Annotated in this window: 15 protein-coding genes; 9 read left to right on the top strand and 6 right to left on the bottom strand. The window is 77.0% G+C overall.

Features of this window, described 5'->3' with window-relative positions; translation table 11 throughout:
- Positions 1-16: 16 nt before the first annotated feature.
- From RTG05_RS01390 to RTG05_RS01375, 4 genes are read left to right on the top strand one after another with little or no spacing between them, the layout of a single operon-like run.
- A complete protein-coding gene (locus RTG05_RS01390; RefSeq protein ID WP_166527131.1) occupies positions 17-772 on the top strand; it encodes a TspO-related membrane protein in 756 nt (251 codons plus the stop codon).
- Between the two features lie 45 nt (positions 773-817).
- Positions 818-2251, top strand: a complete 1434-nt coding sequence (locus RTG05_RS01385) for a GuaB1 family IMP dehydrogenase-related protein (RefSeq protein WP_166527130.1) — start codon at positions 818-820, stop codon at positions 2249-2251.
- A complete protein-coding gene (locus RTG05_RS01380; protein ID WP_166527129.1) occupies positions 2248-2595 on the top strand; it encodes a metallopeptidase family protein in 348 nt (115 codons plus the stop codon). The genes RTG05_RS01385 and RTG05_RS01380 overlap by 4 nt, the downstream gene beginning before the upstream one ends.
- A 53-nt stretch (positions 2596-2648) precedes the next feature.
- Positions 2649-2978 (top strand): GroES family chaperonin, encoded by a 330-nt coding sequence (locus RTG05_RS01375; RefSeq protein WP_315912217.1) that lies wholly within the window; start codon positions 2649-2651, stop codon positions 2976-2978.
- Positions 2979-2980: 2 nt separating this feature from the next.
- Here the strand turns inward: RTG05_RS01375 and RTG05_RS01370 are convergent, their stop codons facing one another.
- Positions 2981-3439, bottom strand: coding sequence for a MarR family transcriptional regulator (locus tag RTG05_RS01370; protein WP_166527128.1), 459 nt, complete (start codon positions 3437-3439; stop codon positions 2981-2983).
- Between the two features lie 85 nt (positions 3440-3524).
- On the opposite strand from RTG05_RS01370, the gene RTG05_RS01365 reads away from it, so the two are divergent.
- Complete coding sequence (locus RTG05_RS01365) at positions 3525-5642, top strand: MMPL family transporter (RefSeq protein WP_166527127.1); 2118 nt, start codon at positions 3525-3527, stop codon at positions 5640-5642.
- On the opposite strand, the gene pheA is transcribed toward RTG05_RS01365, so the two are convergent.
- Entirely contained in the window at positions 5643-6572 is a 930-nt protein-coding gene (gene pheA / locus RTG05_RS01360) for a prephenate dehydratase (RefSeq protein WP_166527126.1), read from the bottom strand.
- Positions 6573-6632: 60 nt separating this feature from the next.
- Between pheA and RTG05_RS01355 the strand changes: the two genes are divergently transcribed.
- Complete coding sequence (locus RTG05_RS01355; protein ID WP_166527125.1) at positions 6633-8288, top strand: GGDEF domain-containing protein; 1656 nt, start codon at positions 6633-6635, stop codon at positions 8286-8288.
- Positions 8289-8392: 104 nt separating this feature from the next.
- Positions 8393-11050, top strand: a complete 2658-nt coding sequence (locus RTG05_RS01350) for a diguanylate cyclase domain-containing protein (RefSeq protein WP_315912216.1) — start codon at positions 8393-8395, stop codon at positions 11048-11050.
- Here RTG05_RS01350 and RTG05_RS01345 read toward each other — a convergent pair.
- From RTG05_RS01345 to RTG05_RS01335, 3 genes are all read right to left on the bottom strand, one after another.
- Positions 11043-11336 (bottom strand): DUF1905 domain-containing protein, encoded by a 294-nt coding sequence (locus RTG05_RS01345; RefSeq protein ID WP_166527124.1) that lies wholly within the window; start codon positions 11334-11336, stop codon positions 11043-11045. The genes RTG05_RS01350 and RTG05_RS01345 overlap by 8 nt on opposite strands.
- Before the next feature lie 65 nt (positions 11337-11401).
- A complete protein-coding gene (locus RTG05_RS01340; RefSeq protein ID WP_208104745.1) occupies positions 11402-12235 on the bottom strand; it encodes a MerR family transcriptional regulator in 834 nt (277 codons plus the stop codon).
- 71 nt (positions 12236-12306) lie between these two features.
- A complete protein-coding gene (locus tag RTG05_RS01335; protein WP_166527123.1) occupies positions 12307-12933 on the bottom strand; it encodes a LysE family translocator in 627 nt (208 codons plus the stop codon).
- 121 nt (positions 12934-13054) lie between these two features.
- Between RTG05_RS01335 and RTG05_RS01330 the strand changes: the two genes are divergently transcribed.
- Both RTG05_RS01330 and RTG05_RS01325 read left to right on the top strand, forming a co-directional pair.
- Positions 13055-13462 (top strand): MmcQ/YjbR family DNA-binding protein, encoded by a 408-nt coding sequence (locus RTG05_RS01330; RefSeq protein ID WP_166527122.1) that lies wholly within the window; start codon positions 13055-13057, stop codon positions 13460-13462.
- A 29-nt stretch (positions 13463-13491) separates the two neighbouring features.
- Positions 13492-13797 (top strand): DUF1905 domain-containing protein, encoded by a 306-nt coding sequence (locus RTG05_RS01325; protein ID WP_166527121.1) that lies wholly within the window; start codon positions 13492-13494, stop codon positions 13795-13797.
- Positions 13798-13836: 39 nt separating this feature from the next.
- Here RTG05_RS01325 and RTG05_RS01320 read toward each other — a convergent pair whose 3' ends face one another.
- The gene (locus tag RTG05_RS01320) at positions 13837-14919 is read right to left on the bottom strand and encodes a CE1 family esterase (RefSeq protein ID WP_166527120.1); all 1083 of its coding nucleotides are present in this window, start codon (positions 14917-14919) and stop codon (positions 13837-13839) included.
- Positions 14920-15033: the final 114 nt, after the last annotated feature.

The following is a 15033-nucleotide window of genomic DNA, read 5'->3' as shown; positions in this document are numbered from 1 at the left end:
GGTGACGAGGACAGGGGTGACGGAGATGACCATGGCCCGCGCGCGGCTGCACGACCGACTGCTGGCCGGCGGACGGCGGGGGCGGTGGCTGCTGCTGGGCACCGCGCTGGCGCAGCTGGCCAGCCCGGCGTTCGTGCCCTTCGACCTGACCGGCGACGACACCGTGCTGGTCCCGCCGGGGCCGTTCTTCGCCATCTGGGGCCCGATCACGGTGGGCTGCCTGGCCGCCGCCGTCCGCGGCCTCCCGCTGCACCGGGCCACCAGCGCCCCGTGGCGCGAGGTGCAGCTCCCGCTGTCGGTGGCCCAGGTGGGCTACGTCGCCTGGCTGGTCGCCGCCGCCGCGGCACCGCGGCTCACCCTGCCGGTGTTCCTCGGCATGCTGGCCGCCCTCGCCCCGGCGCTGGCCGCCGTCGTCCGCACCCCCGGCGACCCCCTGACCCGGCTGCTGCTCGGCGGCAGCGTGGGGCTCTACGCCGGCTGGACGTCGGCGGCGGTGTGGCTGAACGCCGGCGTGCTGGTGCCGGACGCCGGGCCGCTGCTGCTCGCCGCGCTGCTCGTGGGTGCGGCCGCCACGGGCCTGGCCGGGGCCCGGCTGTCCCGCGGGCAGGCCGGCTACGTGCTGGCCGTCGGGTGGGCACTGCTCGGCGTGCTGCTCTCGACGGCGAGGGCCGGGGAGCCCGCGCTGGCCGGGCTGGCCGCCACGGGGCTGGCCGCGCTGGCGGCCGTGGCCGCGACCGCCCGGCAGCGGCCGCACGCGGTCGCGGCCGGCTGACCCGCGCGGCCCCGGCGCCGGGGGGTGGTGCGGGACAATCGGCGCATGCGGTTCCTCAACGGCCAGCGCCCGGCGACCGACCTGACCTACGCCGACGTGTTCATGGTGCCCGACCACTCCACCGTGGGCTCCCGGCTCGAGGTCGACCTGACCACGCCGGACGGGGTCGGCACGACGATCCCGGTGGTCGTGGCGAACATGACCGCGATCTCCGGACGGCGGATGGCCGAGACGGTGGCCCGCCGCGGCGGGCTGGCGGTGCTGCCGCAGGACATCCCGGTCGACGTCGTCGCCGAGGTGGTCGCCTGGACCAAGGCCCGCCACCCGGTCTACGACACCCCGATCACCCTGGCGCCCACCTCGACGGTGGCCGACGCGCTGGCGCTGCTGACCAAGCGGGCGCACGGCATCGTCGTGGTGGTGGACGGAGGCGTCCCCGTGGGCGTGGTCACCGACGGCCAGTGCCACGGCGTGGACCGGTTCTCCCAGCTCTCCCAGGTCATGACCGAGGACCCGCTCACCGTCCCCGCGGGCACCGACCTGCCGAAGGTCTTCGACGTCCTCTCCGGGGAGCGGGTCAGCGCGGCGCCGGTGGTCGAGGGCGACCGGCTGGTCGGCGTGATCACCCGCAAGGGCGCGCTGCGCTCGGCGCTGTACACCCCGGCCGTCGACGCGCAGGGCCGGCTGCTCACCTCCGCGGCCGTCGGCATCAACGGCGACGTCGCGGCCAAGGCCGCCGCGCTGCTGGCCGCCGGGGTCGACGTGCTCGTCGTCGACACCGCGCACGGCCACCAGGAGAAGGCGGCCGACGCGGTGCGGGCGGCCCGCTCGGTGGCCGGCTCCGTGCCGCTGGTCGCGGGCAACGTGGTCACCGCCGCGGGCACCTGCGACCTCGTCGAGGCCGGGGCGGACGTCGTCAAGGTCGGCGTGGGCCCGGGCGCCATGTGCACCACGCGGATGATGACCGGCGTCGGCCGGCCGCAGTTCTCCGCGGTCGAGGAGTGCGCCGCGGCGGCCCGCGCATCGGGGAAGCACGTGTGGGCCGACGGCGGCGTGCGCCACCCGCGCGACATCGCCCTGGCCCTGGCCGCCGGCGCGGCCAGCGTGATGGTCGGCTCCTGGTTCGCCGGCACCTACGAGAGCGCCGGCGACGTCCACGACGACGGCTCCGGCCGGCTGTACAAGGAGTCCTTCGGCATGGCCTCGGCGCGCGCGGTCAAGGCCCGGACGTCGACGCAGAGCGGCTTCGAGCGCGCCCGCGCCGGGCTGTTCGAGGAGGGCATCTCCTCCTCGCGGATGTACCTGGACCCGGCCCGCCCCGGCGTGGAGGACCTCGTCGACCAGATCGTCGCCGGGGTGCGCTCCTCGTTCACCTACGCCGGTGCCCGCACCGTCGACGAGTTCCACGAGCGCGCCGTGGTGGGGGTGCAGAGCGCGGCCGGCTACGAGGAGGGCCGGCCGCTGCCCACCTCCTGGTGAGGCCGCTCCCCCTCCCGGTCTTCGAGGGCCTGGTCGCCGACGCCCTGGACCAGGTCCCGCCGGAGCTGATGGCGCTGATGGACAACGTCGTCGTCCTGGTGGAGGACCGCAACGCCGACGAGCCGGACCTGCTCGGCCTCTACGAGGGGTACGCGCTGACCGAGCGCGGCTGGGAGTACGGCGGCGCGCTGCCGGACCGGATCATGGTCTACCGCGAGGCCATCTGCGACATCTGCTCGACCGCCGAGGAGGTCGTCGAGGAGGTGACGGTCACCGTCGTGCACGAGATCGCGCACCACTTCGGCATCGACGACGACCGGCTGCACGAGCTCGGCTGGTCCTGACCGCCCATATCGCGATAAAGGCGGTCACGCCGGTCCGCGTAACGTGCGCAATCGTGGCTGAGGGCAAGGGCAGCGGGCTGCCGATCAAGATGCTGCACGACCGCGTCCTGGTCGCGCTGCGGCGGGAGGACGGCGAGCGGCGGTCCACCGGCGGCATCCTCATCCCGGCGACGGCGCAGGTGGCCAAGCGGCTGGCCTGGGGCGAGGCGCGCGGCGTCGGTGCCGGCGTCCGCCAGGTGAAGGTCGGCGACCAGGTGCTGTTCAGCCCCGAGGACCAGCACGAGGTCGAGGTGCACGGCGAGGAGCTGATCATCCTGCGCGAGCGGGACGTGCACGCCGTGGCGGCCGAGCGGATCGAGGAGTCCACCGGCCTCTACCTCTGAGGTCAGCCGCCACCGTGGGCGTGGCGGGAGATGACGTCGGACATCTCCGTCAGGAACCGGTGCACGACGGCCAGCTCCTCGTCCGGGTGGGCCGCCATCGCGGCCAGCAGGTCGCGGTTGAGCCCGCCGAAGAACTCCACGCCGGCGGCCATCGCGCTCGGTGAGATCTCCAGGGTGACCCGGCGCCGGTCGTCGGCGTCGCGCACCCGGCGCACGTGCCCGACCCGCTCCAGCCGGTCGACCAGCGCGGTCACCGACGCCGAGCTGAGGTCGACGGTGCGGCCGAGCGCACCGGCGGTCAGCGCCTCCCCCCGACGGGCGGCGTCCATGATCGCCACCAGTGCCCGGCAGTCGGTGCGCCCGAGCCCGTGCAGTGCGGCGAACCGCTGTCCGACGGCGTCCAGGTCCAGGCTCAGCCGGCGCAGCAGGAGCGCGACGTCCTGCCGCTGGTCGTCGTCCACCCGACACCTCCCGCGCTTGCGCCATCGAGACCCCCGGGCCTAACCTCTCGATCGCCGAGATTATCGATCGTCGAGGGAAACCACCATGGGTCGCTGGCGCTGGATCCTCCCCGCACTCGTCCTGCTGGTCTGGTTCGCCGGTGCCGGCCCCCTCGGCGCGCTCAGCGGGCAGCTGACCGGGCTGCAGGAGAACGACACCGCCGCGTTCCTCCCCGACAGCGCGGAGTCCACGCAGGTGGCCGACCTGCAGCAGGGCTTCTCGCCGGTGCAGGCCATCCCCGCCGTCCTGCTCTGGGAGGGCGACGGGCAGCTGGACCCCGCCGTGCTGCAGGCCGTCGGCGAGCGGACGCAGGAGGCCGCCCGCATCGCCGAGGACGCCGGCTACCTCGCCGGCCAGCCCAGCCCGCCGGTCCCGTCGCAGGACGGCGAGGCGGTGCAGGTCCTCCTCCCGCTGGTCCCCGACCTCGGCGACGAGCTCGGCCCGCTGGTCGACGAGATCCGCGCGGCCATCGCCGTCGAGGGCACCGACGCCTACGTCACCGGGCCGGCCGGCATCTTCGCCGACTTCGGCAAGGCCTTCGAGGGCATCGACGGGCTGCTGCTCCTGGCCGCGTTCGGCGTCGTGCTGGTCATCCTGCTGGTCGTCTACCGCAGCCCGATCCTGCCGTTCCTGGTCATCGGCACCGCGGGCCTGGCGCTCACCGCGGGTAACGCCGTCGCCTTCCTGCTGGCCGACAACGGGGTGATCACCGTCAACGGCCAGAGCCAGGGCATCGCCTCGATCCTGGTCGTGGGCGCGGCCACCGACTACGGCCTGCTGCTGGTCGCCCGCTTCCGCGAGGAGCTGCGCCACGAGGAGTCGAAGTACACCGCGATGCGGACGGCGCTGCGCCGGTCCTGGGAGCCGATCGTGGCCTCCGGCGCGACCGTCGTCCTCGGCGTGCTGTGCCTGCTGCTGTCCGACCTGGCCGGCAACCGGGGGCTCGGGCCGATCTCGGCGGTGAGCGTGACCCTGTCCATCGTCGCCGCCCTGACGTTCCTGCCCGCCGCGCTCACCCTGCTCGGCCGGGCGGCGTTCTGGCCGTTCCGCCCGCAGTACGGCGTCGAGCCGCCGCAGGGCCGGGGGTGGCAGCGGGTGGCCGCCCTGGTCGGCCGCCGTCCCCGCCGGGTGCTCGCCCTGAGTGTGCTGGGGCTGCTGGCCGCCGCCGTCTTCGCCCCGACCTACGACGCGGCCGGGACGACGTTCTCCGAGGTCATCCAGGGCGAGTCCAACGGCGTCGACGGCCAGGAGGCGCTCGCCCGCCACTTCGACGCCGGCTCCGGCAGCCCCACCGTGGTCGTCACCCCGGAGGCGACGGCGCCGGCGGTGGCCGAGGCGGCCGCGGCCACCGAGGGCGTGGCGACCGTCGTCCCGTTCACCGGCGCGCAGGGCCCGCCGCAGCCGGGGGCAGCGCCGGTGGTGGTGGACGGGCTCGTCCGGCTGGACGTGGTGCTCGCCGTCCCGGCGGACAGCACCGAGGCGGTGGAGGTGGTGCAGCGGCTGCGCAGCACGCTGGACGCCGCCGACCCCGCCGCCCTGGTCGGCGGCGACACCGCCACCAACCTCGACACCCGGGAGACCGCGGCGCGCGACCTGCGGGTGATCGTGCCCAGCGTGCTGGCGGTGGTCACCGTCGTGCTGGCGCTGCTGCTGCGCTCGCTGCTGGCGCCGCTGCTGCTGGTCGCCACGGTCGTGCTCAGCGTCGGGGCGACGGTGGGCGTGGCCGCGCTGCTGTTCGACGGCGTCTTCGGGTTCCCCGGCAGCGACCCGACCATCCTCCTGATCGCCTTCGTCTTCCTCGTCGCGCTGGGGATCGACTACAACATCTTCCTGATGACCCGCGCCCGGGAGGAGTCGCTCGCGCACGGCACCCGCGAGGGCGTGCTGCGGGCGCTGGCGGTCACCGGCGGGGTGATCACCTCCGCGGGGCTGGTGCTGGCCGCGACGTTCGGCGCGCTGTCGGTGCTGCCGCTGCTGTTCCTCGTGCAGCTGGCGTTCCTGGTCGGCTTCGGCGTCCTGCTGGACACCTTCGTGGTCCGCTCGCTGGTCGTGCCGGCGGCGGTGGCGCTGATCGGCGACCGCACCTGGTGGCCCAGCCGGCTGGCCCGCCGCCGGAGGGAGCCGGAGCGCGAGCGGGAGCTCGAGCCCGCCTCCTCGCGGTGATCACACCCGGCCGGCGCGCACCTGCTGCAGCCAGTCGCCGGCCTCGCCGAAGGCCGCGTCGGTCGACACCGCGGTGACCGGCCTGTTCTCCCGGCCGTCGGCACGCGGGTAGGAGCCGAGGAAGCGCAGCTCGTCGCACACCCGGTGCAGCGCCGACAGGGCCTCCCCCACCCGCGCGTCGGCCACGTGGCCCTCGCAGTCGAGGGAGAAGGAGTAGACGCCCAGCCGCTCGCGGGTCGGCCGCGACTCGATGCGGGTCAGGCTGATGCCGCGGACGGCGAACTCCGTCAGCAGGTCCAGCAGCGCGCCGGTGCGGTCCCCGACGACGGCGACCAGCGAGGTCTTGTCGTTGCCCGTCGGCGCGGGGAGCGGGCCGGGCGGGGCGACCAGCACGAAGCGGGTGACCGCGCCGGGGTGGTCGGCGACGTCGTCGGCCAGCACGGTCAGCCCGTAGCGCTCCGCGGCGATCGGCGCGCAGACCGCGGCGTCGTGCTCGCCGGCGGCGACCTGCCGGGCGGCCTCCGCGGTGGAGGTGGCCGGCAGCGGGACCACGCCGGGCAGCAGCCGGGCGAGCGTGCCGGCGGTCTGCGCCAGCGCGTGCGGGTGACTGGCCACCGAGCGGACGGCGGGCAGCGTCGTCCCGGGGCGTCCGGCCAGGACGAAGGAGACGGTCAGGAACACCTCGCGGGTGACCAGCAGCGGGGCACCGTCGGCCAGGCCGTCCATGGTCGCGGGCACCGAGCCCTCGACGGAGTTCTCCAGCGGGACGAGCGCGGCGTCGGCGTCCCCGGAGCGGACGGCGGCCAGCGCGGCCGGCACCCCGGCGGTGGGCCGGCGGACCCCCTCGGCGGGCCCGACGGCGCTGATCAGGGCGGACTCGGTGAAGGTACCCTCGGGCCCCAGGTAGGCGTACCGCGTCGTCCCGGTCACCCGGTGAGGGTAGAGCGGGTCGGGTGGGCCCGTGCTCGCACACCGTCGTGGAGGGGATGCGTGACACCCGGCCCGGAGCACCTCACCGACGGTGACCTCGAGGGTGCGCTGTGGCGTCTGCTCGCCGCCGGTGACCGGGACGACCCGGCCGCGTTCACCGCCGAGCACGACCGGGCGACGGCGGCGCTGGACGCCGTGGCCGACCCGCGCTGGACGGCCTGGCGGCACGCGCTGGCCGCCCGGCGCGGCCTGGTCGACGGCGAGCGTGCGGCGGTGGCGGCCGGGGTCGCCGCCGCCCGGGACGCCCTGGACGGCTGCCCGCCGGATGCGTGGACCGCGCTGGCCCTGGCCCACCTGGCCTCGGTCGAGGTGTCCGCCGACCACGTCGACGCGGCGATGCTGCTGGCCGTCGACGCGGGGCTGCTGGCCGAGGCGGCCGCGGCCGACGGCCCGTCCCGCGCCCTGCACCAGGCCCACCTGTGGCTGTCGCTGACGCTGGCCGCCCTGGACCTGGAGGAGCTCGCGGTCGCGCAGGCGGTGGCGGGCTCCCGGGTCGCCGACGAGCTGCCCGGTGTCGCGGACCGGTGGCGGCTGCTGCAGCTGTGCGCCCAGCAGCACGCCGAGCTGGCCCACACGCTGCACCGGCGCGACCGGACCGCGGACGCCCGGGCGCTGGCCGCCACCGCGGTGGAGTGCGCGGAGCGCGCCCGCGCCCTCGACCGGGAGCCGAGGCCCGGTGAGCAGGAGCTGCTCGACGTCGTCCAGGCGTGGGCGATGGCCGGTGGCGGCGACGTCGAGGAGGCGCTGGGCCCTCTGCGCCGGGTGCACCGCCGGGTGCACCGGGACGGCGGGACCTGGCTGCGCGGCTACACCGACCTGGTGCTGGCCCGCGTGCTGACCCGGCTGGCCCGGGCACGGGCCGGCGGCGGGCACGACGCGGAGGCCACCGACCTGCTGGTCGACGCCGCCGGGGCCTTCGCCGCCAGCGGCGACCGCCGCCGCTACCGCCAGTGCCTGCTGGAGCTGGGCCAGGGCACCGCGGCGCTGGGCCGACCGGCCGAGGCGCTGCACTGGCTGGAGGCCTACCGCGCCGACACCGGCCGCGCGCACGCGCGGGGCCGGGAGCTGTGGGCGGAGCTGTTCGTGCGGCGCAGCCGGCTGCGCGAGGCCGAGCGGCACACCGCGCACCTGCGCCGGGCGGCCCTCGAGGACCCGCTCACCGGGCTGGGCAACCGGCGCAGCGCCGAGCGCCGGCTGGGTGCCCTGCGCGGCGGGGTCGGGCCGGTGTCCCTGGCCGTGGTCGACGTCGACCGGTTCAAGGAGGTCAACGACGACACCTCCCACTCGCACGGCGACGCGGTGCTGCGCCGGGTGGCCGAGCTGCTGCGCGAGCACAGCCGCACCGGCGACGAGGTGTACCGGTGGGCCGGGGACGAGTTCCTCGTCGTGCTGCCGACGGCGACCGAGACCCAGGCGCTGGTCGCCGTGGACCGGCTGCGCGCCGCCGTGGCCGAGGCGGACTGGGGCGAGCTCGCGCTGCCCGAGCCGGTGACCGTGAGCATCGGCGTGGCCACCGCGCACGCCGGGGACGGCGAGCCGCTGGGCTGGCGCTCGCTGTTCGACGCCGCGGACCTGCACCTGTTCACCGCCAAGCGCGGGGGCCGCAACCGGGTGCGCGCCCCGGGCTCCCGGGCCGGCGGGGAGGGCGGGCCGTGACGGTGCAGCGCCGGTGGGACGGCTGTGACGCACGGGCACCGGGCCCCCGGCGTGCCCCCCGGACGGTCCTCGACTCCGCCGGGACCGGGGGGCACAGTGCGCTGGTGCCCCCGGGAGCCCTGTACCACCGGGTGACCGCCGCCCTGACCAACGGGCAGCTCGACGACGCCGAGCAGCTGCTGGCCGGCGTCGGCACCGACTCCTCCCCCTACGTGGCGGCGTCCCCGGGCGACGGCGCCGACCGGCCGGCCGACCTGGACCGGGCGTGGGCGGACACGCTGCGCGCCGAGCTGCTCGTGCGCCGGCTGCGGCAGGCCGGCTTCACGCTGGTCGGCGACCCGGTGCAGCCCGCGGCCGGGCCGGACCCCGCAGTCGCCCTGGACCTGCACGCGGGCGTCGCCGCGCTCATCGACGGCCTGCCGGCCGGCACGGGGGACGGCGACCCGCAGGACGGGTCCGCGTCGCACGCCGCGCTGGCCATCGCCCTGGTCCGCTCCGCGAAGGCCTCCTTCGACGCCACCGAGGACGGGCTGCAGCGGGCCGCGGGGCTGGCCCGGCACGCCCGCATCGAGCTGCTGTCCCGCCGCGTCGACGCCGCCATGGACGAGGCGGTGGAGGCCGCCAGCCTGCTGGAGCCGGCGCTGCCGCCGTCGGCGCTGCTGGTGCAGACCCTGTCCACCCTGGCCGGCGTGCTCGCCGACCTGGAGCTGATGCCGCTGGCCCTGGACTACCAGCGGCGGGCGCACGAGACCGCGGTGGCCGCCGCCGCCGTCCCCGGCGCGCTGCGCCCCGAGGAGGGCGACGCCGACGTGCTCGTCGCCCGTGCCGCCGGCTCCCTGGGCGAGTTGTGCGCCGAGCTCGGGGAGGCGCTGCTCGACGACGGGGACCCCGCGGCGGCCACGCCGCACTTCGCCGAGGCCCGGGCGCTGGCCGAGCAGGCGCTGGCACTGCTGCCGCCGGAGGCCGCCGAGGCGGTGGTGGCCGCCCAGGTCGTGCACGGCTGGGCCCTGGCCGGCTCCGGCGAGCACGCCTCGGCGGTGGGCCCGCTGCGCGCCGCCGTCCGCGTCGCCGGCGGGTACGACCGGGCGCTGGAGGCCACGGCGCTGCTCGCGCTCGGCCGCGCGCTGCGTCGGCAGGGCGACGGCGGCGGCGCCGACGAGCACCTGACCCGGGCGCTCGCGGCGGCCACCGAGCACGGCCTCCCGCGGGTGCGCCGCGCCGCGCTGCGCGAGCTGTGCACCCTGCACGCCGAACGCGACGACGCCGGCCGCGCCCTGCCCTACCTGCAGGCCTACCTGACCGACGAGCTGGACCGGGTCGACGAGCGGCGCACCCGCTGGGTGGAGCTGTTCGGCCGCCGCAAGAGCCTGCTGGAGACCGAGCGGGCCGCCGGGCAGCTGCGCCGGCAGGTCTACGAGGACCCGCTCACCCACCTGCCCAACCGGCGCTACGCCGAGGCCCGGCTCGACGGGCTGCTGGCCGACGGCACGGCGATCGCGCTGGCCGTGGTGGACGTCGACCGGTTCAAGGAGGTCAACGACGCCGTGGGCCACGCCGGCGGCGACGAGGTGCTGCGCCGGGTCGCCGAGGTGCTGGTGGCCGGGTGCCGCGACACCGACGAGGTGTGCCGCTGGGCCGGCGACGAGTTCGTCGTGCTGCTGCCCGACACCACCGCCGAGCAGGCCGAGCACGCCCTGGAACGCTGCCGCCGCGCCGTGACCGGCACCGACTGGTCCGCGCTCGGCCTGCCGGTCCCGGTCACGATCAGCGCCGGCATCGCCTCGGCCACCCTGGGCGACGACCGGCGCACCCTGTTCGCCGCCGCCGACGGGGTGCTCTACGACGCCAAGCGCAGCGGCCGGGACCGCGTCGTCCGGCTGCCGGCAGCGACCCAGACCCGCGCCGCGGTCGGTGCGCCGGTGGCCCAGACGCCCGTGACGGACGGGTCCGCCCCGGACGACCCCGCCGGTGCGACCGGCGGTTTCGCGCCGCTCCTCGTGGAGCCCGCCGACCCGCCGCTGGGCCTGGGCAGCCCCGCGGAACCCACCCTGGCCCCGCTGCCGCCGCCCGCCGCAGCGCCCGCCACGCCGCCCGCGCCGGCGCGGGCGGTGCCGGGCGCGCCCGACGTCGTCCGGGGCACCGGCCGCAGCACCGAGCAGGTGCTGGCCCTGGTCCGCACCGCGCGCCGGCAGTTCCCCGACCGACCGGCCGTCGTCGTCGGGGCCGCGCCCGAGACGCTGGTCGCGCTGGCCGGCGAGCACCACGCCTGCACGACGGTCGACGCCGCCTCGATGTCCGCGGCGGTCGGGCCGCTGCCCGAGCCGGCCGGCCGGATCGGCGTGCTGTGCGGGACCGGCGGCGACCGCACGGTGGCCGCGGAGGCCGCCTTCGCCGCCCGCGTCGCCGGCACCGCGGTGGTCCGGGTGGACGACGTGGGCGCCGGCCCGTCCCGCACCGGTCCCCCCGCCGGGGTGCTGCCCGACGACGTCGACTGCCTGGTCGTCGTCGCGGGCCAGGACGCCGCGCTGGCCGGCCTGCTCGGCGCGCTGACCGACGTGCCGGTCGTGGCCGTCCCGACCTCCGCCGGGCGGCCCGGCTCGTTCGGCGGGCTCGGCGCGCTGCTGGCGGTGCTGACCTCGTCGGCACCGGGCGTCGTGGTGAGCAACGTCGACGACGGCCACGCCGCCGGTGTCGTCGCCGCGCGCATCGCCCGCCGGGCGCGGCAACAGCTCCCCGCTCCCCGCCCCCGCCCTCTCAGCTGAGCCGCTGCTGCAGCCGCACGGCGACCTGCTCACCGGCGTCGGCCTTGCCGATGGCCCGGCACAGGGCGGCCCGCAGCGGCAGCCAGTGCGGGCCCGTGCCGGAGGGCATCAGGGTGGCCTGGAAGGGGTGGCCGTCCAGGGTCCCGGTGACCTTGACGGCCCGCCGGGTGCCCAGCAGCTCCGCGGAGCCCGGCAGCTCCAGGTAGGTGGGGAACGCGCCGTCCCTGCGGATCGGGGCGGTGAAGGTGGCGTCCAGCGGCCGAGCGGTCGCGGGTGCTGCGGTCATCGGGTCCTCCTGCGGGGTGGTCGGTGGCGATCGGTCACCGTGCTGACCGTCCCGGAGCCCCGGACTCATCGGTCGCGTCTTCCCGGCGGGGTCGCGTACGGCCAGGAGATCGTCAGCCGGAGCGGCTCGGGGTCGTCCGGGCCGTTGTGCCAGGTCTCCCGGGGCGGTCCGACCGGGGTGTGCCCGCCCTCGGTGATCCAGCTGTGCACCTCGTCGTACAGGGCGAGGATCTCCGGGAACCAGGTCTCGGGGCCCTCGGCGTACCGCCGGGCGACCAGTCCGCCCGGCAGGCGGTGGCTGCGCAGGTCACCCCGCACGTCGGCCAGCCCGTCGACCGGCAGGGCGACCTCCAGCGGCCCGTCGGAGTCCGCGGTGACCGGCGCGTGGAAGACCCCGAACGGGTCGCCGGTCGCCGTCAGGCCCGCGTCGGCCGCGGCCGCCCGGATGCGGGCGAGCTCCCGCGGGACGGCGGTCGCCATCTCCTCCGGGGCCATCCGGCGCAGCGTGCTGATGACGGGGCGGTCGACGTCGAGGGCCGCGACGACCCGGGAGGCGTCGGGTTCCCCGCGCAGGTGCAGCCGCGCCCGCTGCAGCACCGCCTGTGCCGCCGCGGTCCGGTGCTGCAGGGTCGCGGCCAGCCGCTCGAGGTGGGCGAGCCCGGTCGCGGGGTCGGTGGTGACGACCTGGCCCACCTCCTCCAGTGACAGGCCCGCTGACCGCAGCAGGCCGATCAGCCAGCCGGTCCGCACCTGGCTCGGCGCGTAGTACCGGTAGCCGGTGCGCGCGTCCACCCGGGACGGCGACAGCAGGCCCCGGTCGGCGTAGATCCGCAGGGCCTTCGCCGAGAGCAACGTCAGGGAGCCGAACCGGCCGGCGGTCATCAGGTCGTCTGCGGTCATGCCGCCACCCTGCGACACGCCTCAGGGGCGAGGTCCAGCCTCCCGCGGGACGTCGTCCCACCGGGGGCCGCTCAGGGGCTCAGGGCCAGGCGGGCACCGAAGCCGAGGAAGACCGCGGCGCACACCCCGTCCAGGCCCCGTGCGACGCGGGGGCGGCGCAGCCACGCGCCGGCGCGGTGCGCCAGCAGCGAGATCCCGCCGAGGAAGACCGCACCCTGGACGGCGTGCACTGACGCCAGCAGCAGCCCGGCCGGCAGCGCGGCGGCGTCGGCGGGGACGAACTGCGGGAACAGGCTGAGGTAGAAGACGCCGATCTTGGGGTTGAGCAGGTTGGTGAGCAGGCCCTGCAGGTAGGCGCGCCGCCGCGACAGCACGGCCGGGACCGGGTCGGCCGGTGACGGGGTCGGCGTCCTCAGCAGGGAGCGCAGCGCCCGGAGGCCCAGCCAGAACAGGTAGGCCGCCCCGGCGATGCGCAGCGCGGTGTAGGCGCCGGTGCTGGCGGTCAGCACCGCGCTGGCGCCGGTGGCCGCCGCCAGGCCCCAGCAGTACAGGCCGCTGATGGTGCCCAGCGACGTCAGGAGCCCGTGGCGGGCGCCGTGCCGGGTGGCGGTGGAGAGCACCAGCACGGTGTCCACGCCGGGGGTGAGCGTCACCACGGCCGCCACGAGGGCGAACGCCCCGACGGCGTCGAGGCCCATCGGCTCCTCCTCTCGGTCCACCGGACGGCGACGTGCTCGCCGCCCCTGACGATCGTGCCCGCACGGTGACACCGTGCGGGCGGGCGGCCCCCCGGGCGGGACCGGGCGGCAGACTGCGGTGGTGGCCACCTGGGCCGACGTGCGGCGACTGGTCGCCGCGCTGCCGGACACCGACGAGCACGCCTCCTACGGCGGACTGCCCTCCTGGCGGGTGCGCGGGAAGCTGTTCGTGTGGGAGCGGCCCTTGCGCGGGCCGGACCGCGCGGCCCTGGGTCCCGCAGCGCCGGACCCGGCCGAGCCGCTCCTGAGCGTGCGGGTGGCCGACGAGGGCGTCAAGGCGGCGCTGGTCGCCGACGACCCCGCCGTGTTCCTCACCGTCCCGCACCTCGACGGCTACCCGGCGGTGGTCGTGCGGTTGGACCGGGTCCCGCTGGAGGAGCTCGCCGAGCTGGTCGAGGACGCGTGGCGGGCCCGCGCACCGAGACGCCTGGTCGCCGAGTTCGACGCCCCGCCCGCGCGGGACCGATGACTCCGCACCTTCGAGGGAGTCCAACCGGCATGACGACGAGGAGCACGACCGTGGCCGGCCCGACACCGCTGGACATCACCTTCACCGCCCGCCTGGGCAGGGCACGGCCCGGGGACACCTGGACCTGCGTCCAGTGGCCCGACTCGGCCGAGGTCTTCGGCACCCGGGGCCTGGTCAAGGTCGCCGGCACGGTCGACGGCCACCAGTTCACCGGCGCCTTCATGGCCCTGGGCGACGGCACCCACAAGCTCCCGGTGGCCGCCGCCGTCCGCCGGGCGATCGGCAAGGGCGACGGCGACGTCGTCGACGTCCGCCTGACCCATCGGCTGAGCTGACCCGACCTGCCGTTGCCCTGAGGACGCGGAGGGCCGCGGCTACCGGGAGGGCAGGCGGTGGTCCTCGAAGAAGTCCCACACGACCTCGGCCGCCTCGATCTCCTGGGTGACCGTGCCGTTGGACGTGGGGTACTCCGTGCCCGGCCAGGTGTGGCCACCGTCGGAGACCCGGTACAGCTGCACCTCGCTGCCGCCGTCGCACTGGGTGTAGCCCAGCCTGGTCACGTGCGGGCTGACCGTGACCGCGTCCGGCCCGACCCGGCACCCGTCGAGGCGGGCCCAGGTCTGCACCGCGAGCGGCACGTCGTAGCCCCAGCGGAGATCGGGGCTGCCGTCGTAGGGGTTCACCGCGTCCTGCTGGCCGTGGAAGGTGACCACCGGCACCGGCCGGTCCGGCCGGCAGTCCTCGACCTCGGGGACGGAGGTGTCGTCCGGGTCCGGTCGGCCGGCGCGCAGCCCGGCCACCGGGGCGATGGCGGCGACGCGCTCCGGGGTACGGCAGGCCAAGGTCGAGGCCATCCGGCCGCCGCCGGAGTACCCGGTGGCGTAGGTGCGGGCGTCGTCGGTGCACAGCCGGTCGGAGACCACGTCGGCGACCCGGCCCAAGAAGGCCACGTCGTCGCGGGCGTCCGCCGGCGGGAGGGCGTTCTCCGTGGTCGGGACGCCCGGCACGTTCCAGGCCCAGCTGCCGGCCGGGTCGGGCGGCGTCCGCGGGGTCAGCGGGATCGCCCCGCTGGGCGCCGCGACGACGAAGCCCTCCCGGTCGGCCACGGGTCGCAGCTCGCTGACGTCCATCTGCTGGGGGCCGTTGCCGGTGCTGCCGTGCAGGTTGAGGACCAGCGGCAGCACCCGGTCGGCCGGGAGGCCGCCCGGCACGTACACGGCGACCGGGTACGTCACGCCCTCGTGGGTGACGTCGAGGGTCAGGTCGCCGGCGACGTCGGCCCGCCGGCAGCCGCCGCCACCCGCCTCGCCGCCGTCCCGGTGCTGCCCGGCCGCGGCCCGCTGGCCGCCGTCCGCGGGCCGGTCCCCGCCGGCCGTGGCCGTGGTGACGCCGCTGCCCACCACCACCGCCGCGGCGAGGACGACCAGGGTGCGCCGGCGGGTGCTCAGGTGCGTCATCGGGACCTCCGCGGGGTACCCGGCGTCCGCTCCGCTGCGGGAGCCCGGGGCCGCCCCGACCGTAGGCGCCCGGCCCGGTGGCGGCGACCCGTGGTCCCGGCCCGTGGACGCTGC

This window comes from Geodermatophilus sp. DSM 44513 (assembly GCF_032460525.1).
In the GTDB taxonomy this organism is placed as follows: Bacteria; Actinomycetota; Actinomycetes; order Mycobacteriales; family Geodermatophilaceae; genus Geodermatophilus.
The sequence above is the reverse complement of the archived record's forward strand: the minus strand, read 5'-3'. Positions and strand labels throughout refer to the sequence as shown.

Bases quoted from the DNA above. Each gene is read 5' to 3' on its own strand.
- RTG05_RS01385 (WP_166527130.1), top strand. From the start codon at position 818: ATGCGGTTCCTCAACGGCCAGCGCCCGGCGACCGACCTGACCTACGCC.
- RTG05_RS01365 (WP_166527127.1), top strand. From the start codon at position 3,525: ATGGGTCGCTGGCGCTGGATCCTCCCCGCACTCGTCCTGCTGGTCTGG.
- RTG05_RS01345 (WP_166527124.1), bottom strand. From the start codon at position 11,336: ATGACCGCAGCACCCGCGACCGCTCGGCCGCTGGACGCCACCTTCACC.
- RTG05_RS01340 (WP_208104745.1), bottom strand. From the start codon at position 12,235: ATGACCGCAGACGACCTGATGACCGCCGGCCGGTTCGGCTCCCTGACG.
- RTG05_RS01335 (WP_166527123.1), bottom strand. From the start codon at position 12,933: ATGGGCCTCGACGCCGTCGGGGCGTTCGCCCTCGTGGCGGCCGTGGTG.
- RTG05_RS01325 (WP_166527121.1), top strand. From the start codon at position 13,492: ATGACGACGAGGAGCACGACCGTGGCCGGCCCGACACCGCTGGACATC.
- RTG05_RS01320 (WP_166527120.1), bottom strand. From the start codon at position 14,919: ATGACGCACCTGAGCACCCGCCGGCGCACCCTGGTCGTCCTCGCCGCG.